This window comes from Paenibacillus prosopidis, from assembly GCF_003337375.1.
GTDB classification, from domain to species: domain Bacteria; phylum Bacillota; class Bacilli; order Paenibacillales; family Paenibacillaceae; genus Pristimantibacillus; species Pristimantibacillus prosopidis.
Genome location: NZ_QPJD01000023.1, coordinates 1 through 22,309, shown reverse-complemented (window position 1 = coordinate 22,309; position 22,309 = coordinate 1). Strand labels below are relative to the sequence as shown.

The 22,309-nt window shown below is 49.2% G+C and carries 19 protein-coding genes; 7 read left to right on the top strand and 12 right to left on the bottom strand.

Annotated elements, in window-relative coordinates; genetic code table 11:
- Window positions 1-5: 5 nt before the first annotated feature.
- The 6 genes from DFP97_RS27050 to DFP97_RS27025 form a co-directional block, all read right to left on the bottom strand.
- Complete coding sequence (locus DFP97_RS27050; RefSeq protein WP_181873700.1) at window positions 6-1,601, bottom strand: histidine kinase N-terminal 7TM domain-containing diguanylate cyclase; 1,596 nt, start codon at window positions 1,599-1,601, stop codon at window positions 6-8.
- A 123-nt stretch (window positions 1,602-1,724) separates the two neighbouring features.
- Window positions 1,725-3,992 carry an ATP-binding protein gene (locus DFP97_RS27045; protein ID WP_114383798.1) on the bottom strand — a complete coding sequence of 756 codons (2,268 nt, stop codon included), beginning with the start codon at window positions 3,990-3,992 and terminating at the stop codon, window positions 1,725-1,727.
- A gap of 79 nt (window positions 3,993-4,071) precedes the next feature.
- Complete coding sequence (locus DFP97_RS27040) at window positions 4,072-4,791, bottom strand: DUF421 domain-containing protein (RefSeq protein ID WP_114383797.1); 720 nt, start codon at window positions 4,789-4,791, stop codon at window positions 4,072-4,074.
- Window positions 4,792-4,897: 106 nt separating this feature from the next.
- Window positions 4,898-5,392 carry a hypothetical protein gene (locus DFP97_RS27035; protein WP_114383796.1) on the bottom strand — a complete coding sequence of 165 codons (495 nt, stop codon included), beginning with the start codon at window positions 5,390-5,392 and terminating at the stop codon, window positions 4,898-4,900.
- A gap of 122 nt (window positions 5,393-5,514) precedes the next feature.
- On the bottom strand, window positions 5,515-6,018 hold the full coding sequence (locus DFP97_RS27030; protein ID WP_114383795.1) for a hypothetical protein: 504 nt from the start codon (window positions 6,016-6,018) through the stop codon (window positions 5,515-5,517).
- Between the two features lie 135 nt (window positions 6,019-6,153).
- Window positions 6,154-8,268, bottom strand: a complete 2,115-nt coding sequence (locus tag DFP97_RS27025; RefSeq protein WP_114383794.1) for a multicopper oxidase family protein — start codon at window positions 8,266-8,268, stop codon at window positions 6,154-6,156.
- A gap of 271 nt (window positions 8,269-8,539) precedes the next feature.
- Here DFP97_RS27025 and DFP97_RS27020 point away from each other — a divergent pair, with 271 nt between their 5' ends.
- The 3 genes from DFP97_RS27020 (at window position 8,540) to DFP97_RS27010 (ending at window position 12,527) form a co-directional block, all read left to right on the top strand.
- Window positions 8,540-8,752 carry a hypothetical protein gene (locus DFP97_RS27020; protein WP_114383793.1) on the top strand — a complete coding sequence of 71 codons (213 nt, stop codon included), beginning with the start codon at window positions 8,540-8,542 and terminating at the stop codon, window positions 8,750-8,752.
- 214 nt (window positions 8,753-8,966) lie between these two features.
- Window positions 8,967-10,370 (top strand): MATE family efflux transporter, encoded by a 1,404-nt coding sequence (locus DFP97_RS27015; protein WP_114383792.1) that lies wholly within the window; start codon window positions 8,967-8,969, stop codon window positions 10,368-10,370.
- 159 nt (window positions 10,371-10,529) lie between these two features.
- Window positions 10,530-12,527, top strand: a complete 1,998-nt coding sequence (locus DFP97_RS27010) for a GTP-binding protein (RefSeq protein WP_114383791.1) — start codon at window positions 10,530-10,532, stop codon at window positions 12,525-12,527.
- Window positions 12,528-12,550: 23 nt separating this feature from the next.
- Here DFP97_RS27010 and DFP97_RS27005 read toward each other — a convergent pair whose 3' ends face one another.
- The 5 genes from DFP97_RS27005 to DFP97_RS26980 form a co-directional block, all read right to left on the bottom strand.
- Window positions 12,551-13,120, bottom strand: a complete 570-nt coding sequence (locus tag DFP97_RS27005) for a hypothetical protein (protein ID WP_147275101.1) — start codon at window positions 13,118-13,120, stop codon at window positions 12,551-12,553.
- A gap of 492 nt (window positions 13,121-13,612) precedes the next feature.
- Window positions 13,613-13,963, bottom strand: a complete 351-nt coding sequence (locus DFP97_RS26995) for a VOC family protein (RefSeq protein WP_114383788.1) — start codon at window positions 13,961-13,963, stop codon at window positions 13,613-13,615.
- Window positions 13,960-14,508 (bottom strand): NADPH-dependent FMN reductase, encoded by a 549-nt coding sequence (locus DFP97_RS26990; protein ID WP_114383787.1) that lies wholly within the window; start codon window positions 14,506-14,508, stop codon window positions 13,960-13,962. The genes DFP97_RS26995 and DFP97_RS26990 overlap by 4 nt, the downstream gene beginning before the upstream one ends.
- A 177-nt stretch (window positions 14,509-14,685) precedes the next feature.
- Window positions 14,686-15,339 carry a response regulator gene (locus tag DFP97_RS26985; protein WP_114383786.1) on the bottom strand — a complete coding sequence of 218 codons (654 nt, stop codon included), beginning with the start codon at window positions 15,337-15,339 and terminating at the stop codon, window positions 14,686-14,688.
- Window positions 15,336-17,009: a GAF domain-containing sensor histidine kinase gene (locus tag DFP97_RS26980; RefSeq protein ID WP_245976619.1), complete on the bottom strand. Its 1,674-nt coding sequence runs from the start codon at window positions 17,007-17,009 to the stop codon at window positions 15,336-15,338. Before DFP97_RS26980 ends, DFP97_RS26985 begins: the two co-directional genes overlap by 4 nt.
- 151 nt (window positions 17,010-17,160) lie before the next feature.
- Between DFP97_RS26980 and DFP97_RS31005 the strand changes: the two genes are divergently transcribed.
- The 4 genes from DFP97_RS31005 (at window position 17,161) to DFP97_RS26960 (ending at window position 19,928) form a co-directional block, all read left to right on the top strand.
- Window positions 17,161-17,307: a hypothetical protein gene (locus DFP97_RS31005; RefSeq protein WP_181873699.1), complete on the top strand. Its 147-nt coding sequence runs from the start codon at window positions 17,161-17,163 to the stop codon at window positions 17,305-17,307.
- Window positions 17,308-17,375: 68 nt separating this feature from the next.
- On the top strand, window positions 17,376-18,659 hold the full coding sequence (serS, locus tag DFP97_RS26970; protein WP_114383784.1) for a serine--tRNA ligase: 1,284 nt from the start codon (window positions 17,376-17,378) through the stop codon (window positions 18,657-18,659).
- Window positions 18,660-18,867: 208 nt separating this feature from the next.
- Entirely contained in the window at window positions 18,868-19,347 is a 480-nt protein-coding gene (locus DFP97_RS26965) for an RNA polymerase sigma factor (RefSeq protein WP_114383783.1), read from the top strand.
- A gap of 2 nt (window positions 19,348-19,349) precedes the next feature.
- A complete protein-coding gene (locus tag DFP97_RS26960) occupies window positions 19,350-19,928 on the top strand; it encodes a hypothetical protein (protein ID WP_114383782.1) in 579 nt (192 codons plus the stop codon).
- A gap of 240 nt (window positions 19,929-20,168) precedes the next feature.
- Here DFP97_RS26960 and DFP97_RS26955 read toward each other — a convergent pair whose 3' ends face one another.
- Window positions 20,169-21,968: an ABC transporter ATP-binding protein gene (locus tag DFP97_RS26955; RefSeq protein WP_114383781.1), complete on the bottom strand. Its 1,800-nt coding sequence runs from the start codon at window positions 21,966-21,968 to the stop codon at window positions 20,169-20,171.
- Window positions 21,969-22,309: the final 341 nt, after the last annotated feature.

Sequence of the window (22,309 nt, the reverse complement as noted above, 5' to 3'; positions counted from 1 at the left end):
TATGGTTATATTACTTCATTTGCATGTGTATCATCGTTACGCGCCAAGGTAACCGTGTTGCGTCCGCTATGCTTTGACCGATACAAAGCGACGTCCGCTTCACGAACCAGCACTTCCAGCGGCACAGCAGCAGCGCGGGCTTCCGTCACACCGAAGCTGGAGGTGATGGAGATAGGCTGAGATGAGCCTTGCAGCGGACTAGCGGCTATTTGCTTGCGTATTTGTTCAGCCTTCTGACAGGCTTGCGCAAGCGTCGTATTCGGCAAGCATATCGCAAATTCTTCACCGCCGTAACGACCGAATAGATCTCCCGGTTGAAGGTGCTGCCTACAGATGCCTACGATGTGCTGAAGCGCGAGATCACCGATGCCATGACCGTAACGGTCGTTAATTTCCTTGAAATGATCCACATCAAACAGAATGAATGAGAGCGGCTGCTGCATCCGGCGGGTTTGCTCCAGCAGCTCTCTGCTTCTTTCCATAAAAAAAGCACGGTTATAAATGCCAGTCAAGCCGTCGGTTTCGGCAAGATGGCGCAGCTTGTTCTGAAGCTGCGTATGCTCGGTCACGTCAATCATTACGATCGTTCTGCCTACAATTTCCCCCCCCGGCTTAAGCAGGTTCGAGGCGCGGATCCGGTAATAATAGGTTTCTTTTCCCCGAATCCACTTCAGCTCCTGCTCGTACTCATCTTTTAAATCGAGGCCGAAGGAGAAGGCGCCTGTTTCGGCGCCGCGCTTCCAGACATGCTCCAGCTTTTTGCCAATAGCTGACGGCGTGAGAGCCGGAATGATCTGTGCCGCAGCACCATTGTAGTCGATGATTTGGTTGGACAGATTAAACACAAGGACGCCGTCCCGCATACTTTCGAAAATATGCTCACGCGCAATCGGGGCGACAGCCAGCATCCCGGATGTAACGATGGATACAACGTATAGGGCAGACGTAAAGAACAGTAAGATTGGAACAGGATCCATCCCGAGCGGAGTGAGCCCGAGCACATACAGCAGCGATCCAAGCATAGGAAGCGAAATACCTATCGTCATTGTCGTCATTTGCCTGCGGTAAAGCGTTTTCGTCTTTATCCAATAGCTGATGAGCAGAAATAAGCCGGCAAACATAGTACCGGAGGTAAAGCTGCCATGCACATAGTACCAGAGCCCGGGAACGATATCGACCATCGCCGAAGGCGCATCAGGGCGTAAAGAGAGCAGCTTGTAAAAGAAATGATGATATTCATTCGTAGTAACCATTATTAAAGTTATGGCGGGAATGACGAACAGGATCCATACTTTTTTGGGAGCGGTGTATTTATCCAGTCCAACATAATGCATCACAAGCAGCAGGCTGCACGGAGCGATGAATGGCATTCCAAGGTACTCGATATTTATCCAGAAGCGGATATCGCGAAGTGAATCGCTGGCCAGCTCGAAGGCGAATGCAAACGTGTATACAGCAGATAGGGAAGTAGACCACATAAACGCTTTCATGCCTGAGAAGTTGCTCTTGTTGAAATAGGCGTATATGGCAAGCAGCACGCTAAGGACACCGGAAATAATAACAATGATAATGTATTGGGAAATAGGGGAATTCATAGACATCGACATAAAGGACTCCAAAAGTAACGAAATAGTTGTATTGATAATGAGAAGCGGCCACTCGTAAGGCTAGCCGCTTCTGAGACATTTTAACATAGGCTCGCGGTTTTATTCAAAAGCGATGAATTAGTTTGCCGTGGGCAGCGAAATTTCGACGCAGGTTCCTTTGCCAGGCTTGCTGTGGAAAATAATACTGCCTTTGTGTCCCGCGATAATTTGCTGGCTGACCATCAGCCCGAGGCCATTACCGTTTGCCTTCTTCGTGAAGAACGGCTCGCCAAGCCGGAGCAGATCATTCTCGGCAATGCCGCAGCCTTGATCGGTAAACCGCAGAACGATCCTATCGTTCGTATGGCTCGCGAGCTCGACGGTAAGATCTCCGCCGCCGCTCATCGCTTCCATCCCGTTCTTCATCACATTTACGAAAACCTGCTTTAATTGATTAGCTTCCGCGATGACTAGCGGTAAATCAGCTTCGGCACGCAGCGTAAGCTGGACGTTGCTCAGCTTCGCTTCCGAGTCAAGAAGCAGAATAGTATCGCGAATAATGTCTTGAACGATTACAGGCTGGTAACGGTTGGCTTGCGGCTTGGCGAATACAAGAAACTCGCTGACGATCATATTGATCTGATCGAGCTCCGCGAGCATAATATCGAGATGTTCTTGAGACATGGATCCGGTTTGCTTCTGCAGCTGCACGAAGCCGCGCAGCGTGGTGAGCGGATTGCGCACCTCATGCGCAACGCCTGCCGCAATTTGCCCTACAACAGACAGCTTCTCCGAGCGGCGGATCATTTCCTCCGCTTGCTTCCGCGAGGTAATGTTCCGGGAGATGGAGGCAATAGCAACAATGACCCCGAGTTCATCGCGGATAGGGGAGACCGTAATGCTTAAATCAATGAGCCCGCCTGACTTCGTAAACCGCACCGTCTCATAATCGGTAACGGATCCGCCGCGCAGTACGGTAGCCACGAGCTCTTGCTGGGCGCTTAAATATTCAACAGGCACATTGTTTAACGGTTGACCGAGAGCTTCAAGCTCGCTCCATCCGTACATTATCTCAAAGGCTTTATTGACCTGAATGACATTCCCCGATAAGTCGGCGACATGAATCGCATCGGACGTATGATTAACGAACGATTCTAAATATTGCTTCGTGCTTCGCAGCTCTTCGGCCGCATCCTTCAGCTGCGTCGTATAGCTGTACAAATTACTGCCCATCGTATCGACGCGGGAAGCGAGCAGACCAAATTCGTCCTTGCTGCGAATCGTAATCACTTCACCGAAATTTCCTTCGGCGATCGCATTCACTTTATGTAAGATTTGATTCAGGCCGCGCATCATAAAGCCTGCAATGAAGTAGCTCGCAATCATCGTAATGAGAACGAGTCCGAGCGAGATCAGCGATTGCATAAGAAGCTGCCGGTTAAGCGGCTTGAGAATAGCCTGATGGTCAAAGCTAACACAGATGACATACGTTTTGTCAATCGTAACAGGGATAAACGTTTTCATAACCCGTTTGCTTTTTACGCTGCTTTTAGCGGTAACCGCCTTGCCGCTTTCCAGCGCATGCTGAATATTAATGGAATCATTATTTATGTCTTTGTAGGTGTATCGGCCAAAGGGAATGTCGCGCAGGTCCAAGTCGTATACCGGGATGCCCTGCTTTATCTTAATGATCGGGCTTTTTCCGAAAAATTGCGGATCAAAGCCGGTAATTTCTAATAGATCCTGTTGATCTGCAATGATTTTATTGACGATGGCATTCGTCCCGATCGAATAGTCGAAATCAAACAGCACTTGAGCGTTAACGAAGGGATTGATCATATAGTTAGTTGTGCCGTCGTAATAGTTGCCAAACTTTCTAATTTGCTTTGGATCAGAAGTGGAGTAATCAAAAGCCCCCGACCAATAATTTTCAAGCTTTTGCCCTTCAGGAATGGTGACATTTTGATATTCGAAAAGCTGAAGAAACGCGGTGTGCCAATAACCCCACGTTTTGGAGCTTAAATTAATTTCGTTCGGCTCGGATGACTTGAGAGTGATAACGTCATCGCCAAACCTTTGCCACAACGTAATACCATCGACACCTAGCTTGCGGCTTAGCTCAACCAACTGCTCGTTTGTGATTTTACCAATATCAGGATCAAGCTCATCCTTCGCCGCAATAGCAGCAATCCGCAGCTTCTCGCCCATCGTCTCTTCCATAGACTGTCTGGCACTCTCCGACGCTTCAATCGTGACGCTAATTTGTTTCGCGATATTGTTTACCTGCTGTTCAAGAGTAGCCTGCACCTCGGCTTTGGAAGAAAAGTAATAGATGGATATGCTTAACGTTAAAATAATAGCTACTATAAGCGAGATGGAGAATGAGAGCTTCGCTTTAATCGACAACAGAATTTCCTCCCCCGAGTCTATGGTGCACATACTACAGTATTAGACACGGGTCGACAAAATCCTGTTTTGCCCTTTATTAATCCTTAACAATTTTGCTTGGATCGAGGTGAATGTGAATATTGTCCTTATCGTCAATTGTAGCCAGATCAATGCTGCGTATGTCGGAATTAGACAGGCCGGTTTTCTGCAGCAGCCATGCGCGATTTTTGCCGATCTGACTCAAAAGCTCGGTATCTGCTCTTCCATCCATAATGATCGGGCGGGTATGGGAGAATGCGGCTGAGTCCAATTTCAAATCGGAAGGCGTGAGCGGCTGGTAAGCGGTATTCATAAAAATCGATATCGTACCGCCCGGTTCCCATATGGCAAGCGCAACCTTCTCGATATTCTCTACCTTCTCCTTGCGAAGCTCCGAGAAGAGGAAATCAATCGATATTCTAGCTTTCGCTATATTTTTCATTTGAATTTCTCCGTTTTTAACAAGGGTAAGCGGCAGCGGATCGAGGAAGCGTTTGAAATGATGCCATTTGAGACTGAGCCAGGTCATCGAGATATAAAGCAAGATTATAACAAAGGTCGTAATCATGGAACCTTCAAGACCGAGACTCTCGTCGGATAAAGGGTGTGCGAGAATGTTTCCAATTAGGAGAGCGATAATAAAATCTAGGAAGCGCAGCTGCGAGATGGCGCGTTGTCCCATAAGCTTGGCTGCAAACAGCAAGAACACAAACCCGACAACAGCGCGTAAAACCCATTGAACAGCCGTTAACGATTCCTGACTGGTGAAAAAGCTCAAATCCGGTCACCGCCTAAACAAAAAAATGGAGAAACAGAAATATGTTTCCCCACTGGTGTCCGCTTGTATCCATCCGCAGAAAAGCGGATGTGTGTATTGCGCTCGGTTAAGCCCGCGTAAATTGTTCCTCTTCTAAATATTGCTCGGCTTCCTCATACGTCTCGAATGCCGATTCCAAATTTAGACCCGCATACAAATACCACAGATCCTCCTCAAACAGCAGCGTTAGCGTCGCATTGTCCGGTCCGATCCAACGCTCCTCCTGCGGAGGCTTGCGTCCCGAGGCTTTGTTTTTCTTGGCTGAGGCTTCTTTCTCAGGGGGAGCGGCAGCAAGTGAGCTTATGGACCGCTCGATGAGCGAACGCAGCTCCTCGGAGCTAAAGTCGCGAATATTGACCAAGCCTCTGTCATCGGTCGCAACACCATCCAGTAAGCCCGCGAATACATAGCCGTTGCCGTTCGGATGCAGATGGTACACGACCGTTTTCTTCTCATGCGCGCTTTCTTCATAATGGAAGTTCGTGCGGCCGAGGGATACGTCCTTCCGCTGCAATTCAGGAAAGGCTTCAATTATAGAAAGCTTTTGTTCAAAAGTTAGCATCGATTCCTTACTCCTCCTCAAAGTTTGCTTGGCAAACTACAGCTGTCATTGCGATGCTTGTGATTATAACATACCGCGGTATGACAAACCATGCAGCAGTCCAACATGCGGAGGAGGACACGTTAAATGTCTTTCTTCTTCTTGAGCAGCATCATCGCTCCGGCTAGAACGAGCACGATGGCAATGATAGGCTGGCTTAGAACGTACTTGCTGTAGAAGGAGCCGATCGAAAAAACCGCAAAGAAGAGCAGCGAGAGTACCGTTAATATATTGATCGGGATAAGCAGCCATTTGTTGCGATTGCCGAACCAATAGAATTCGAACAATCCGATGGCAACCGCAAGGATGAAGCCCGGCCACATATAACCCCAGTTGTTAAAGAGCATGGCGATTTGACAGACGACGCCGGCGGTGAACAATATACCTCCGGGAATCAATACGCCTACTGCTTTGCGGCCGATCATGGCGAAGTAAAGCCAGTGGAAGAAGAGTCCGAGCGGGATGACGAATAGTGACGGCCAGAAGTAGGCGAATATTTTGCCGGGGCCAAAGGCTTCACCTTGGTTCAGAAATAAGTAAGCGCCAAGCAGCAGCAGGACGAGCCCGCCAATCGTTCTCATATTCATCGGTTTATAGCACTCCTATCCTCGTTTTATTAGCTGCAATCAGCATAGCATAACCTGGAAAATATTGTCCTCCTGCTGGAGGTAAATGAGCGAACTGGACTTAAGTCCAGGTTGGTTCGCGTACTCGCGTGTTCGCTACTCCGGATGATTGTGAGTGTTCGCTCCGACTTCATAAGGGGATGTGATGCCTTCGTACATAAGGTGCATCGACATGCCGGCTGACGCATGGACTAAGTTGTGGCAATGGTCCATCCAGATACCGGGATTGTCGGCGATAAAGGCAACCTCATAGATTTCACCAGGTGCTACATCGAGCGTATCAGACCACCAGGGACTGCCTGTGACCGGCTCATTATTGCGGGAGAGCACCAGCATATGGTGACCATGAAGATGCATCGGATGTTCGACAGAGCTGCGGTTGACGATCGTTGTTTTCACGAGCTCCCCTTCCTTTACGATAAACATAGGCGTGTTCGGGAATACCGCGCCATTAATCGTATCATAGGCAGCAAAGCTTCCGTTATAGAAGGCGAACCGATTATCCAAAATCATCATAAATTCGCGGTCGAACGTACTTTCGGCATTGAATGGCGTTTCTGCAGCTGTTCCGTAATGCGTTGGGTCAAAGGTGGTCGTAGCGGGCAGCTTCGGAATGTCGCCGCTGCCATCCTTACTCATGAGTATGCCGAGTGACTTGCCCCTGCCGATGCGCAGGAAGACAGGGTGGTCGGGCATCGTAAAGATTACATCGTATCGCCCGCCCGTTAGCAGATCCAAACTTACATTTTGCAGCTCGGTTGGACCGTTTAGGTCGGTTCCATCGATTGCTGTCACTTTGAATGGCGCCCCTGTTAAAATATAGGACTGCCGCACCCAATCATCGGTGTTGATAAGCCGCAGCTTAACAAGCGTGCCGGGCGCAATCGCTTTGCGCTGCAGCGTGTCGTCAGCGCCGATGGCCATTCCGGCCCCGTCCCAGATATGCGTAATGACCGTAATGTCTTCATACGGATCAGAAGGATTCGTCTCAGGCTCGACGATAAGCGCGCCAAACAGTCCTTTCTCGACGGCTTCTTTGGACTGCTGATGCGAATGGTACCAGAAGGTGCCTACCTGCTCTGCTATAAAGCGGTACGTGTAGGTTTCGCCGGGCATAACGGCATTTTGCGTTGCGCCGGCAACGCCATCCTCGGCATTCGGAACGTCCAGCCCATGCCAGTGGAGGGTGACGCCGTCCTCAATATCTTTATTAAGGAGCGTCACCTCGATCAGCTCGCCTTCCTTCATGCGAAGCTCAGGACCGGGAATTTGGCCGTTATAGGTCCAAGCCTCCACCTTCTTGCCGGAGCTTAACGTAACTGTTTTATGCTGCGCGGTAAGTGTGAATTTACGATCCGCCTTGCCGGTGCGCGGACCCGTCAGCTCTGTAACGGGGATTGAAGCGACGGCAGCCGCTGCCGTGCTGCTTGATGGTTTAGTGATGTGATTGTGACTTTGATTCTGTTTTCCATTTAGCAAAGAGGAGCCAATCGTGCCGTAGTCGAGCTTGCCTGACATCATGCTAAGCCGGTCAGGCAAGCGGCTGTTTTCCATTGCCGTTAGAAACGGAATGCTGATTAGTCCTGCTGCAGCCAGAAGAACGCCTGTGTGCTTCATTCTGCGGCGCCATGGCCGGTATGCGAGAGGGGCTTCAGCGGCAAGCTGGTTTTGGCGCGATTGGAGCATCCAGAGCAAGCAGGCGATGAATAAAAGCACGGTAACCGGCATCGTAACAGCCGTCCACTGGAACGGAATAGGAGGAACGAAGGCAAAGTAAAATAACGCTAATGAGCAAAGTGCTGCCAGCCGGTAAGGCATAATGAAGGCCGGCTCGGAAGCAAGGCGGCGGCGGGCGACGTCAGGCGGCGTGTCCGTGCGCCCGCTCGTGCGCTGCATAAGCTTGCGAAGGCGCGGAAACGAGCTTACCCAAATAAGCGCAACCGGAATAACGGCCAAAGGGGTACGAACCAGCAGCCTATCCAGCCAAAATAAAGGATGGGCGGTCATTGCCAGCATAGTGTCCGCAGCTGCCATTGCAGCCGCAAGCAGGGTGAGGCTGACAGACCAAAATAACATTTTTCGCGTCTTGCGATAGAGCTGCTTTTCCGTTCCGTTATAGACGAGCTTTGAAGCTTTGCCCGCCGCTATAAAGGAGAAAATAACAAAAAATAGTAAAGCGCCAAGCTCCAAACTTATGAGTAGTGAAAACATCCATATACCCTCCCAAAAGTATTACTTCGTAAGACTGTGTATTCATTTCCGAAAGCCTGTTAATAGTCGTTATTATCGTATCCAGTTCGTCATACGCGAAAAACCGCCGTAAGTCTGAATATAGTCCTAGACCTCTGACGGGTATTGAAGTCGAATGAACGCGAACGCAACAAATAACGAAAATAGTTCCTATAAAACGACAATTTACACCTCTTGTTTAGATCTATGAAAGCGCTACAATTAAGGTATTAAGAAGTAGGAGGTGAATAATATGAGCCAAGAACAGGAAATAGTTCAAGAAGGTGCGGAAGAGACCGTAGAACTTATTTCGGAAGAGGCTCCAGCAGAAGAAGCGGTTGAAGAAGCCGAAGCAGTAGAGTCTGCTGAGGCTGATCTGGAAGAGGAATTAGAAGAAGCTGCGGAGGAAGCTGCAGAAGAAGTTGAGGAAGAAGAAGAGGCAGCAGAGGAAGAAGCTGCTGATTAACGTCTGAAGAGCAATAATGATATCTATCATTTTAAATCATAAAGAAGAAGACTGTGCACGAGTCGTGTCGACGACTTAGGTATAGTCTTTTTTTATGTGCGGACGGAAGCTTGCCATAATTTTTATAATGTAAAACAGCGATTCTAACGTGCAATACAGATCTTAATATGCTACGATACCTTGTGCTTTAGTTTTCATAGAAGAAGGTGGCATCATGACAACGGCGGAAGCCGAGAACGGACAAGGGGATAAGGAGCAGAAGGGGTTAAATCTGTTTTTCCTGACGTGGCCCATATTTTTGGAAATCTTTTTGTTTATGCTGATGGGAATCGCGGATACGCTTATGCTAAGCGCTATTTCCGACGATGCGGTATCGGGTGTTGGGGCGTCCAATCAATATTTGCATATTGCGATTTTGCTTTTGGAAGTAATCGGCAACGGGGCATCGATTGTTGTCGCGCAATATATAGGCTCCCGCAAATTTATAGAAGCTGCGAAAATATCAGCGCTGGCGGTTACGCTCAATTTAGTAGTCGGGTTAATCATCAGCATGACGTTTGTGCTGTTCGGCGGTCATTTGCTGCAGATGTTGAATTTGCAGGGCGACATTTTGGTTTATGCGAAAAGCTATCTGTCGATCGTAGGCGGGATGATCTTCCTACAGGCCATCATCAATTCCGTATCGGCTATTATTCGTGTACACGGCTTTACGAAGGAAGCGATGTACGTATCGCTTGGGATGAATGTGATTCACATTATTGGTAACTATCTGCTTATTTTCGGCAACTTGGGCTTTCCTGAGATGGGCGTTCAAGGTGCGGCGATCTCTTCGGTAATCAGCAGACTGCTGGCGCTTGTCGTCTTCTTCTGGCTGCTGTATCGTATTATGTCCGTCAGAGTAGAGCTTCGTTATTATGTTAATATGTCGAAGGAGTACATTTTTAAAATATTGAAGATCGGCATTCCGTCCGCGCTCGAGCAGGTGATGTACCAAACGTGCCAAATCGTCTTCTTGTATTATGCGACGTTTCTGGGCGCAGCATCATTGGCAGCCAAAAATTACGCTAACAATATTTCGATGTTTACGTACTTGTTCGCATTCGCGATCGGTATGGGAACGGCGATCATCGTCGGCAGACTCGTTGGCGCAAACGAGCAAACGGCAGCTTATCATCGGGTTTGGAAAAGTGTGCGCTGGGCAAGCGGGGTAACTCTAGTTGCCGTCGTGCTTGTTATCGTATTCCGTGAGCCGCTCATGGGAATGTTTACGGACGATGAGGAAATTATCCGTTTAGGGGTAAACGTGCTGCTGCTGAGCATTGTGCTGGAAACGGGACGCACGATTAATATCATACTCGTCAACTCGCTAAGGGCGACAGGAGATGCAAAATATCCGCTGTGGATCGGCATGGGTTCCATGGTGGCGATGAGTCTTCCGCTAGGCTACTTCTTTATTTTTGAGCTGGATTTGGGACTTGCGGGCATATGGCTGGCCATCGCGGCGGATGAGTGGTTGCGTGCGTTTATTATGTTTTTCCGCTGGAAGAGCAGGGCGTGGGAGCAGCATGCGCTGGTCAAGCGCGATCATAAGGAGAGGGCGGCTGCCGTGCAGACTTAATCGTTATGCGTGATAGAAGCCGTCTGTCGTGCAATCGTAATGTAGCTTTTATCTAAGCGGCTTATCGGGCATCTTCCTGGTAAGCCGTTTTCTTATTGCCGCAAAGCGTTATCAGAGGTAGGATATGGGGAGGAGCAGCGAGTAAGGGAGACAAGGATAATGGAGCTTAATGACCCACGATATATTCGGAATATTGGTATTTTCGCTCATGTTGACGCGGGGAAGACGACAACAACCGAGCAAATTCTTTTTCATAGCGGCCGTATTCGCTCACTCGGCAGCGTAGACGCAGGTACGGCTCAGACTGACTATCTGGAGGTCGAACGGTCGCGCGGCATTTCGGTAAGAGCGGCTGCAACAAGATTCACTTGGAATGGAGTAACCGTTAACCTCGTTGATACGCCGGGTCATGTCGATTTTCTGTCGGAGGTTGAGCGTTCGCTGCGCGTTATGGATGGGGCGGTGCTCATTATTTCTGCTGTGGAGGGCGTGCAGGCGCAGACGGAGGTCATTTGGCATGCGCTGCGGGAACGAAATATGCCAACACTTATCTATGTGAACAAAATGGACCGTGTCGGAGCAGATCCACTCGGAACACTGAAGCAAATTCGGCGGTTATTGTCGCCTCAGGCAGCGCCGGTACAAGCTCCGAATGGCGTGGAGGACAGCTTTAGCGGCGCAGATAGCTTGCTTGACTCAGGTGCTGGTACGCGGTCAGAAGCGGCAGCCTATAAGCAGCTGCTCGAGGAAACCGTAGCGGATCGGGACGAATCGCTGCTGCTGCAGTATTTAGACATCGGCACCTTGCCGAAATCGGAGCTGAACCATGCGCTTCCTTCACTGACACGGAGCGCGGACCTGTTCCCGGTATTGTTCGGCGCTTCGAACAAAGGAATGGGCATCGAGCCGTTAATGCAAGCGATGGTTACACTACTGCCGCCGCCTTCCGTCTCTGAGGACGGACTGCTATCGGGTGTCGTCTTCCGCATTGAGCGTGATTCGGCAATGGGGCGAATCGCATACGTGCGCCTATACAGCGGCGTTATTCGCAACCGCGATTCGGTTCGTAACGAAACGCAGCAGATTGAAGAGAAAGTGACGCAAATTCGGAAAATCGACGGTCAGAAGGCCGAGGATGTCGGTAAGCTGGCCGCAGGCGATATCGCTGCCGTATGCGGCTGGAATCAGGTGCGAATTGGCGATATTATCGGCTGCGCCGCTTATGTTCCCGGTGAGACGCGGCTCGCGGTTCCGCTGCTGACGGTACAGGTGCGCTGGAGCAATGAAGCCGAGTATCCGGCCGTCGTCACCGCGCTTCAAGAGCTGGCGGATGAAGACCCGCTGCTCGATTTGCAGTGGCTGCAGGAGCAACGAGAGCTGCACCTCAAGGTTATGGGGCCGATTCAGATCGAGGTGCTGACGCATGTTCTGAACAGCCGTTACGGCTTGAAGGCGGACTTTAGCTCGCCGTCCGTCATCTATAAAGAAACACCGGCGCAAGCAGGTGAAGGCTTTATTGCCTATACGATGCCGAAGCCTTGCTGGGCCATTTTGCGGTTTACGATTGAACCGGGCGAACGCGGCAGCGGACTCAGCTACCAATCCGTCGTCCGCTCTGAACGATTGCTTGATAGCTATCAGAATGAAGTAGCTAGACGTGTTCCGGAAGCGCTGCAGCAAGGGCTGTTCGGCTGGGAAGTAACGGATTTGAAGGTTACGTTAATAGAAGGCGAGCACCATGTGTGGCACACGCATCCGCTTGATTTTGCCGTTGCCACTCCGATGGGCATCATGGATGGATTATCGCGGGCCGGGGTTAAGCTGCTTGAGCCGATGCTTTCGTTCCGACTCTCCGTGCCGGAGGAGACCGGCGGCAAGCTCATGAATGAGCTTATTCTAATGCGGGGCGAGTTCGATACGCCTGTCGTTCGGCAAGAACGGATGGAAATTGAAGGGACACTGCCAGTCGCAACGTCCCTTGATTTCCCCGCGCGCTTCGGCTCTCTCACGAAGGGCCGAGGAGCTTTGTCTACCTTTTTCGCAGGCTATCGAGAATGTCCGCCGGACGTACAAGCGGAGCGGGTACGACGGGGCGTTAACCCTCTTGATCAATCCAAATATATTTTGTCCGTTCGCAAAGCGCTTGCCGGATCATAGCCGCAATCGTTAAAGACCGAAAGCTATTCCTGAGAGGCGGCCGCAGCAAGGTTAATGGCTATAATGCCATAGACCTGCGGCTCCTCCGCGGATGCTCCGAACCAGATCTCGCCAGCCCCGACCATCACGCCTTGGTCCCTCACGAATAGTTCATCCACTTTCTGCTTAGCAAGCGCAGCTTTGACCGGATCGGTGATAATTGTATCGTATTGATCAATAAACTCCTTTTTCGAGGTTACCTCCCTGGAAGTTTCAGCATTCACTCTTAACGGAAATAGAACAAGCTCAGCAACGGCCTCCTTATCACCGATTGCTACAGCCGTTTTGGCAATCTCGAACATTTTGATAAAAGCTTTCGGATCGTCAATGCCTGCGGCAGCGAACGGGTTGTCCTCCTTGCTCATGGCTGGCGTTTCCTCAGTTGTAATTGCCGGAGCTGTGGAGGAGGCAGCGCTTGGCACGGGATTCACCATATCTTTCGGTGTTGAATTTCCGCAGCCTGTCAATAATGCCAATCCTATTCCAAATGCTGTCCATGCGGCAATGCTCTTCTTATGTATCATTAAAGGCTCAAATATCCATTTAATCATCATAAGTTCCCCCTTCACGAATGGTGGAAAGGGCGGCTTATGGCGTATACCCTTCCTGTAACCATCTTAAACCATCCGCAACATTTTCAACCATAAATAGTGGCGAGAGTAAGTTTAAAATGCTGTGTTGGAAGATGATAATGGAACAGTGAAAGTACATTGTTTATAAAGTTCTAGGGTAGAGTGCAACAATTTACACAAATAGAATTCAAGTAAAAAGGGGAATTGATGGTCATTTCAAACGTTAAGGGGGACATCAATATAAAGAAAAAAAGATACGTTATTTTGGCAATTGTTTTCTTATTAACTATGATGTTTTTTACGACACCATCAGATCAAGATTATCATAAATATCTAAACACCACGCATGGGCTTAATTGCGATAATTATAGCGCCGAATGTATTCATATCAAAACTTTCAGACTCTGAAGCTGCCGCTGCATCTTTATGCTGATTAGTCTAAACCTTTATTTTCATCAGACAACATCACATGTTTTAATAATCCTTTATTTCTATCCGATTACCTTCCGGATCCGTAAAGGCTCCTATGGTCCCCCAGTCAAACCGATGAACCTGTACGGTTACGCCTCGATTTCTAAGTTCGTTTATAGCCTCATTGAAATCTTGGACTTCTATCCGTATGACGGTTGGATTTTGGGCCCTCGTCTTTTCTGTAACACTCGATACGCCTTTATGTTCGACCATTAAGTAGCTTCCGCCAAAATCAAGCTTCGAAAGCCCTTCTTTTCTTTCTCTGAGGGGAAGGCCAAGTTTATCCGTATAAAACGTCACGTTTTCCTCGTAGTTTTCCAAAAACAAGATCAATCCCGATTCTTTGATTTTCATTTGCGTACCATCGCCGCCAGCTCAAGGAATGATGAAGTTACGCGATGAATGCGGTCATGGAGCTCCTGCCCGCCTCCTTCATAGCCGTTCAATCCTTCCGACAGTAAATTGCGCTGCGCTCCCCCAATCGAAATCCACTCCGGCGAGTTGATGCCGTGCAAATTACGCACGATGGCCTGCAGCTGCTGCAGCGAACTGGTGCCGACTGCTCCGCCAGAGGAGCTCATGGACAGTACGGCCTTACCGTGAAAATGCTCCTGCCCAAGGTAGTCCAGCGCATTTTTTAATACCCCGGATATACTGCCATGATACTCAGGCGATGCGAGTATGACCCCGTCGGCCTGCTGCATAGCTTGCCTTAATTGATGGATGGATTCATGGTTCTGATCCACGCCATCGGGCGAATAGAAAGGCAATGGCCGCTCAAATAAATCAAACAGCACGACGCTATGTCCTTTTTGCGAAATAAGCTGTCCTACATGCGCAGCGAGACGCGTGCTGGTCGCAGATTTCCGGTTGCTGCCGGTAATGATCGTAATTTTCATAGGAATTACCCTCTCTTTTTACAATTTGTGAATGGTGAATGTCGATTTGATTGGTTTTATCGTACCACTCTGTCACCGGCATGACGTCCACAATTAGAATGATTTTCCTGTTAAAAAAGCATGCAACCATTGGCTGAATGCTCTACGACTTTAGTCTGATTTCAAAAAATGCTGTCTTTATTTGTCCAGCCCGTGCTTGAGCGCATAAATGGCAGCCTGCGTGCGATCACTCATCCCAAGCTTGCTTAAAACATGGCTGACATGGGTTTTCACTGTTTTTTCCGTAATGAACAGCTCTTCGGCAATGGATCGGTTGCTTTTTCCGGCCGCAATAAGTCTAAGTACATCTTGCTCCCGTTTCGTTAGCTCCGAAATGCTGTCATCGGTTGGAGGATATGCGGTTTGATCCGGTTCGGCATATTGGTTCACCAGATGACCGGCTATCTCAGGATGAAGCTCTACTTTTCCCTCATATACCCTGCGGATGGCGCGGGCTAAGTCCTCCGGTTCGATATCTTTGAGCAAATATCCTTTGGCGCCGGAGCGAAGGGCAGGGAGGACGTGATCCTGATCGGAAAAGGAAGTAAGTATGATTACTTTTACTTGAGCATGCAGTAGCTTTATTTGCTTGGTGGCCTCAATGCCGTTTATGCCGGGCATATTAATATCCATTAATACGACATCGGGCTGTAAAACCGCTACTTTCTCTAACGTTTCTTGTCCGGTCGACGCCTCGCCGATCAGCTCCAAATCCGTTTGCGTGGATAAAAATACCTGCAGACCGCGGCGTACCATCGTGTGGTCATCGGCCAATAGTAATTTAATCGTCATTTCTCTCGGGGTCTCCCTTCTGAATCAGATGAAAGAGGAATGATAACCTCTACAGTCGTTCCTTTTTGGGGCAGGCTGGTCAGGCGAAACCGGCCGCCAAGAGCTTCAGCGCGTTCCTGCATGATGGACAGACCATATGAACCTAGCTTTGCTGACTTCCTTTTCTTCACCATACCCCGGCCAGAGTCCGAAATGCTTAGCACGATATCGTTAGAGCTGACAGACAACGTAATATCGACCTTTTTTGAATGGGCATGCTTAGAGACGTTATTCAACGCTTCTTGACCGATACGCCATAATGATTCTTCAACTGTGCGCGTTAACGCCAAAACACCGTCTGCTTGCCCGTTTACTTGTAAGCCAAGCCGTGTACCGTACTCGATCAATGCAGTTAAAAGACCTTTCTCCACACCTGCAGGCCGCAGCTGCATAATGAGCGAGCGCATTTCCTTCAATGCCTCCCGGGACAAGACCTGCATGTCTTTAACAGCACTTTTGGCTGTATCTAAATGATTGTCCTCCAAAAAAGATTCGACTCCTTTGGCTGTCATGCTGATCGAGAACAGCATCTGCGATACGGAATCGTGCAAATCACGGGCTAATCGGTTTCTCTCCTCCAGCCGCGTTAGCTCCCGGCGGTTCTCCTCAAGGCGCGCGTTTTCGAAGGCGATAGCCATATGCTCGGCGATGGCCTCCAAGACCGCACCATCAGCCTGATTTAATCCGTCAGTCTTGTTATGACCAATGAGGAGCACTCCATATGCCGCATTGCCGCCGAACGCTACCGGAGCTGCCATTGCCGATTGAATGGGCGGAAATAGCCCGATAAGCTCATGTTCATTGCTAAGCGCGGAGATATCTATTTCTTGATAACTATGCGTACGCGAAGCCTGGACCAGCCATTCGGCCTGTGTAATTGGTATGCGTATATTAGATGCTAGCTCTTGATCACCTGAGCGAGTCATACGCACCGAAAAATCATGTCCCGAGCGCTCCGCCAATGCCAGCAACGGCCAATTAAAATGTGCGCCGATCAGCAGCATGGCGCGTTCCGTTAACTGTGAGTGAGCATCTTCCCCGCTAAAAGCAGCTGTTAATGAACGGCTGAACTCGCCAAGCCGGGCAAATAGCTCCGCTCTTCGCTGCTCCGCTTCATGCAGTCTCATTCTCTCGACACCTATTCCGATTTGAAAGGCTACTGCCTGGAGCAGCGCTAGTTCTTCGTTTGTAAAATGCTCTTTTCCAGGTGCTCCAACATTTAGTAGGCCAAACTTTCGCTCGCCAATACGGAGCGGTACGGTCGCATGGTGGGTGAACCCGCATGTATCTCCGCTTTTTGCTGCTTTTGCGATTTCAAGTCTTTTGCAGCTCAATATATTGACGGCATTTTTGAGCCGGCCATCGTAATAGCGGTCGAGACACCAGCAGGAGCCGCACTGCATCAGCTGTTTTTCTTTATAGAGCAGGCCAGGCGGCAGATTGCGGTCCGCAACGCATTCATACTCATTATTTTTGCCCGCAAGAAAAATCCAGCCGAAGGAAAGCCCGGTTACCTCGAGCAGCCTGTCTAATACGGCATCCAGCATATAGTTCAGGTCATTGGATTGATTTAATGTCTCTGCTATCGTTTTGAGTGTTGCCAGCTCCTGTACATGAAGATCTTCCGCCACGTTACCGTTCCTCCGTTCCGTTTATTCCTAGTATGGTATTCGTGAAACAGCGGACTAAAACCTTTAATTTCCAATATCATTGCCATTTAGCACTTGTATATCTTCAGCCGAATACGATATAATACAAAAAATTAAACATCGGATCACGCCAATGAAGAGCATCCAACTTGGAGGCGTTCTCGTCAAGGGGAAGAAGGAACTTCCCCCTAAGTTTACCGGACCCGCCCGTTATCGCGGAGCAAAGAGGATTGAACAGCCTGCCTGGCTGTTTGGTCAATTTGGGTGGCACCGCGAGTAAAAGCGCTCCTCGTCCCATAGGGATGAGGGCGCTTTTTGTATTTTTTATGAGAAAAGGAGCGCGGTGGCATGTTGGACATGAAATGGATTAGGGAGAATGGCGAGCAGGTTCAAACGGTGGCGAATCAGAAGGGGATTGCGGTTTCCATAACGGAGCTTCTGAAATGGGATGAGAAGAAACGCCTGCTTCAGCAGGAAGCTGATACTCTAAGGGAGGCCCGGAACAAGCTGTCGTATCATATCGGTACACTTGTGAAGCAGGGAGCTCTTGATGAAGCTGAGCAAAATAAGCGGAATGTAAAAGAAATCAATGAGATTCTGTGCATTACCGAAGCAGGGCTTGCAGACGCTGAACGGCAATTTGACAAGCTATTCGAACTCGTTCCAAACGTGGTTTCGCCTGACACTCCCTATGGGCGTTCGGATGCGGAAAACTTGGAATTGAAGCGAGTGGGAACACCGCCAAGCTTCGATTTTGAGCATAAGGATCATATGATCCTGGGCGGGCTTCACGATATGATCGACATCCCGCGCGGTGTAAAGGTAGCGGGAAGCCGCAACTATTACTTGAAGGGAGCAGGCGTACTTCTCCACCGGGCTGTACAGCAGCTGGCTATTGATCTGCTTATCCAAAAAGGCTTCACATTGCTCGACGTACCTTTGATGGTTCGTACCGAAGCGATGAGTCATACTGGCTTTTTTCCGCTAGGGGAGGATCAAACCTATCGACTGACGGATGAGGATAAATGGCTCGTCGGAACCTCGGAGGTTCCGATGGTCGCTTATTATGCAAATGAGATCGTAGACGTCGAAAATCCGGTTAAGCTGGCTGCCGCATCGGTTTGCTTCAGGAGCGAGGTCGGATCGGCAGGCAGGGACGTCCATGGCTTATACCGTGTTCATCAGTTCGCTAAGGTCGAGCAGGTCATCGTATGTAAAGCGGATCCCGGACTTTCGGAAGCGTTATTGCAGGAAATTACGGCTAATGCCGAGCAGCTTCTGCAATGCCTGGAGCTTCCGTACCGGGTTATGGCGGTTTGTACCGGCGACATGTCGCAGAAAACGTATAAGCAATACGATATCGAGACGTGGATGCCCAGCAGGCAGTCTTACGGGGAGACGCACTCGTCTTCGAACCTGCACGACTTCCAAGCGCGCCGCTCGAATATCCGCTATAGAGACGATAGCGGTGTACTGCGGTACTGTCACACGCTTAACAATACGGCAGTAGCAAGCCCGCGGATTCTTATTCCGCTTCTCGAAAATCATCAGGAAGAGGACGGCTCGATTCGTATTCCGGCTGCGTTGCAGCCTTATATGAATGGATTGAAACGGTTAACCCAAGGTAAATAAAGAAAAGCGGCATGTCTAGGACTTTATTTCGTCCATGGCTGCCGCTTTTCCTATTATTGGGGTCAGGAGCTCGCGTACTGTTGCCGGAATTTGCAGAAGGACATACTGTAACGGGAGCCGTCTTAAACCAAAATCCCAAAATCTTTTTTTAGCAGTATGAAAAATAACGGGCTGTTCAATTGTATTTCTAGTGAAAGGGGGACTTAAGGTGCACGATTCATATGAGCTCAATGAATCCGTTCGCAAAGCCGTGGTCAACTATTCCGACAGCCTGGTCAAGATAGCGTTCGCCTATCTCAAAAACGTTGCCGACGCGGAGGAAGTGGCGCAGGACGTGTTCCTGGCCTACCTCCAGAAATCCCCCGCCTTTGAGAGCGGCGAACATGAGAAAGCCTGGTTAATCAGAACGACGATCAATAAATGCAAGAACACATTGAAGACGGGCTGGTTTAAAAGCCGGAACCCGATACCGGACAACCTGTCATACCTTCCAAAGGAAGAAAATATGGTCCTGCAGGCTGTATTGACCATTGACAAGAAATACCGTATCCCCATCCATCTGCATTATTATGAGGGCTACTCCTTGGAAGAAATAGCGGACATTCTTCATACCAAGCCCGCAACCGTAGGGACTTGGCTTGCGCGCGGACGTAATCAGCTTAAAGGGGTATTAGGAGGTGATTTGTGAATATGAAGAAATCAAGTTACAAATCGGCCATTTCCAAATTGAAAATGAGTGAAGACTTTCAAGAACGCACACTTGAACGATTAAACGTTGAAGGGCACAAACAGATCGATAACGATAAACGTAGAGGAGAGATTCATTTGAAAACAACGAATTCGGCAGCAAAGAAAAGCAAGGCGGCCATCTGGACGGCTGGTATTGCGGCATGTGCGGTACTAACTTTGGGCATTTATGCAGTTAACCAAACCGGCAACGGCTCTACCCCTGACCCAATCGTAAAAGGCCCAATTAGCGGCATCGTAGAAAGTAATAACCCGGGACAGGGTACTGCGGCGAAGCATCGGGTTAACATCGACGGCGTCATTGAAGAAGTGAGCGCTGACGGCCAAAGCTTCCGGATCGGTGAACTGTGGGTAACGGTAACGGAAAACACGACTTACGGCATTTCGGGCCCTACGGCTCCGGACCCGTCAGAGCAACTGGTAAGCAAGGAGTTTAAAGTAGGCAACACGGTATCCGGCTTCACCTCGGGAGATGTCACGAGCGGGAAAGTAACGGCCGACGCGATCTACAACAACTTTTAAGGATATGCGGGGCCCCGAAATCGGGGTCCCTTTTTTTCGACCAAACTCCAAGATTCTCGCATTTTAGCCTATAGCAATAAAACAGTGGCAGTCTAGGACATTATTTCCCAAGCTGCCGCTGTATTATTATTCTGCTTAATCTAATACTTATTTCTCTCAGAGGTTGACTGTCTGTCTATTCAGAAACCGCAAAAGTCAATAAACCCAACTAAGACTTTATTCCTTTCCTAACAAAAGGAACTATGTTATCTCAGCATACATACCGCCGCTTTGCTTCTCCCAATAGCTGCGGAAGCGTCCGTTTCTGCTCAGCAGCTGCTCGGCTGTGCCGGACTCGACCACTTCTCCTTGATCGATGAACACGATGAAGTCCGCTTCACGGATCGTGGAGAGTCTATGTGCGATAATGATTTTTGTGCAATTTGAAGCCCATTCTCCAAGGTCCCGCTGAAACGATGCTTCCGTCTCGACATCGAGCGCCGATGTTGGCTCATCAAGAATGAGGAGTGATGCGTCCCGAAGAATGGCTCTCGCAATCGACAAACGCTGCTTTTGGCCGTGAGACAGCTTAATCCCTCTCTCGCCAATCTCCGAATCGATTCCGCGCGGCAGCGCTTCGATGAAATCATAGGCTTGGGCCAGCTTGGCGGCACGAATAATTTCATCACGGGTGGCGCCGGGTCTTCCCACCTCGATATTTTGAGCCACGGTACCGTCGAATAAAAATATATCCTGCGATACAAGCGCCATACGCTCGCGTACCGAATGAATCGCATACGATTCAAGCGGCTTGCCGTTAAGCGTGACCGTTCCCTGCTCGGGGTCATAGAAGCGGTAAAGCAGCTTAACAATCGTGCTTTTGCCTGCCCCACTCGGACCTACCAAGGCAAGAGAGCTTCCTGCCGGAATAGAGAAGGATAAATTTTGAAGAGTCGCTGTTCCTTCCACATATTGAAACGCGACCTCATCAAAGCTGACGGAAGGCGCTCCCGGTGCTAGCGATTGCCCCGTCATCGTATCCTCTTCGGCCATATCCATAACTTCATATAATCGCCTCGCTCCCGAAACGGACCGTTGTAAATTGTTAATCGTGTCTACGAGCACCGTGAATGGCTCGGCTACCTTATCCAGCAAGGTGATGAATGCGACGAGACCGCCTGCACCGATCTCACCTGCAGCCATTAAGGCGGCGCCGATACCGATTCCGGCAATATAGCCGAGATGCCCAGGCAGATCTTTTACGATAGAGCGGATAGTGCTGATGTTGGTCAACAGTACATTGTAAGCCACGCCGCGCTGCTGGATTTCGGCCATTCGGCTGTCCACGTTATTTTCCATTTGATTCGATTTTACTTCACGGATACCGTGCAGCGTTTCGCCGATGGTGAAGAATACGTCCCGCGTGACGCGGTTTTGCAGCTCTGCCGCTTGCTTGAATTTCGTTTTTAAAACCAGACTGCTCAACATTTGCAGCGGGCCTATCGCAATAGCAATCAGACCGAGCATCGGGTGTACGGAGAGAAGATATATACCTACAAATATAAAAGAAATCGGCAGAGCAATAAGCCGCTGCACATCAAAGACGATGAAGTTTTTGGCGATTTCCAGCTCATTATGCATGATATTAACGGAGTTTGAGCTGTGATTATGCTCGTGGAAGGAGAGTGGAAGACGCTGAAGATGACCGAGAATGTTGCGCCGCATCTCATAGACGACCGACTCGTTGAGCGCGGAACGGATCCAGTTGTTTATAAAGGTAAAGACGAGCTGGAAAACGGCGATGCATGCAAATACGAGCAAAATATTCGCAAGCGAGCCGCGGGGCACATTCGGCGCCATGTTGAACAACCGGCGGCTTGTGTCGGCAAACAGCAGCGCCGCAGCGGTCAACAATAGCTGTGATCCGACCGCGCTGACGTAATACCATTTGTACTTTTTGATAATAGATAATAGATCATGGAACGTCCGGTCTTTCAGTAAGGAAAAGACAGATTTTCTTGGGGCTTCAGAAGTGCCTTTGGATAAAGGTTGGAGACTCATGCCATCCTCCGATCTTATAATGAGTTAAACAATTTAATCCAAGACATTGATTTTAAGATGATTCCAAGTTGAGTGGACCGCACGTCCTTTATTTGGTGAATTTAAACCTTTTTTACTCAATAACGGATTCTCTGTCCATATCGCTCCTACACCAAACCCGTTTCATTCACATGGCAGCATAGGTGCGCACCATTCCTAATTAATCTCGTGAACTGGACAAGTCATGTTTGTGGTTAAAAGTAACTTTGGACCTCAGTCAAGAAAGTGGACACTAAATAAGAGCAATTAGCTAATACTTTTTTTGTACAGAGCTTCAAACTGCTCTGGAGATAGGTAACCCA

What these genes read in the sequence shown, in the direction of transcription:
- DFP97_RS27050 (WP_181873700.1), bottom strand. Translation starts at nt 1,601, where the DNA reads ATGTCTATGAATTCCCCTATTTCCCAATACATTATCATTGTTATTATT.
- DFP97_RS27035 (WP_114383796.1), bottom strand. Translation starts at nt 5,392, where the DNA reads ATGCTAACTTTTGAACAAAAGCTTTCTATAATTGAAGCCTTTCCTGAA.
- DFP97_RS27030 (WP_114383795.1), bottom strand. Translation starts at nt 6,018, where the DNA reads ATGAATATGAGAACGATTGGCGGGCTCGTCCTGCTGCTGCTTGGCGCT.
- DFP97_RS27025 (WP_114383794.1), bottom strand. Translation starts at nt 8,268, where the DNA reads ATGTTTTCACTACTCATAAGTTTGGAGCTTGGCGCTTTACTATTTTTT.
- DFP97_RS27020 (WP_114383793.1), top strand. Translation starts at nt 8,540, where the DNA reads ATGAGCCAAGAACAGGAAATAGTTCAAGAAGGTGCGGAAGAGACCGTA.
- DFP97_RS27015 (WP_114383792.1), top strand. Translation starts at nt 8,967, where the DNA reads ATGACAACGGCGGAAGCCGAGAACGGACAAGGGGATAAGGAGCAGAAG.
- DFP97_RS27010 (WP_114383791.1), top strand. Translation starts at nt 10,530, where the DNA reads ATGGAGCTTAATGACCCACGATATATTCGGAATATTGGTATTTTCGCT.
- DFP97_RS27005 (WP_147275101.1), bottom strand. Translation starts at nt 13,120, where the DNA reads ATGATGATTAAATGGATATTTGAGCCTTTAATGATACATAAGAAGAGC.
- DFP97_RS26995 (WP_114383788.1), bottom strand. Translation starts at nt 13,963, where the DNA reads ATGAAAATCAAAGAATCGGGATTGATCTTGTTTTTGGAAAACTACGAG.
- DFP97_RS26990 (WP_114383787.1), bottom strand. Translation starts at nt 14,508, where the DNA reads ATGAAAATTACGATCATTACCGGCAGCAACCGGAAATCTGCGACCAGC.
- DFP97_RS26985 (WP_114383786.1), bottom strand. Translation starts at nt 15,339, where the DNA reads ATGACGATTAAATTACTATTGGCCGATGACCACACGATGGTACGCCGC.
- DFP97_RS31005 (WP_181873699.1), top strand. Translation starts at nt 17,161, where the DNA reads ATGAAGAGCATCCAACTTGGAGGCGTTCTCGTCAAGGGGAAGAAGGAA.
- serS (WP_114383784.1), top strand. Translation starts at nt 17,376, where the DNA reads ATGTTGGACATGAAATGGATTAGGGAGAATGGCGAGCAGGTTCAAACG.
- DFP97_RS26960 (WP_114383782.1), top strand. Translation starts at nt 19,350, where the DNA reads ATGAAGAAATCAAGTTACAAATCGGCCATTTCCAAATTGAAAATGAGT.
- DFP97_RS26955 (WP_114383781.1), bottom strand. Translation starts at nt 21,968, where the DNA reads ATGAGTCTCCAACCTTTATCCAAAGGCACTTCTGAAGCCCCAAGAAAA.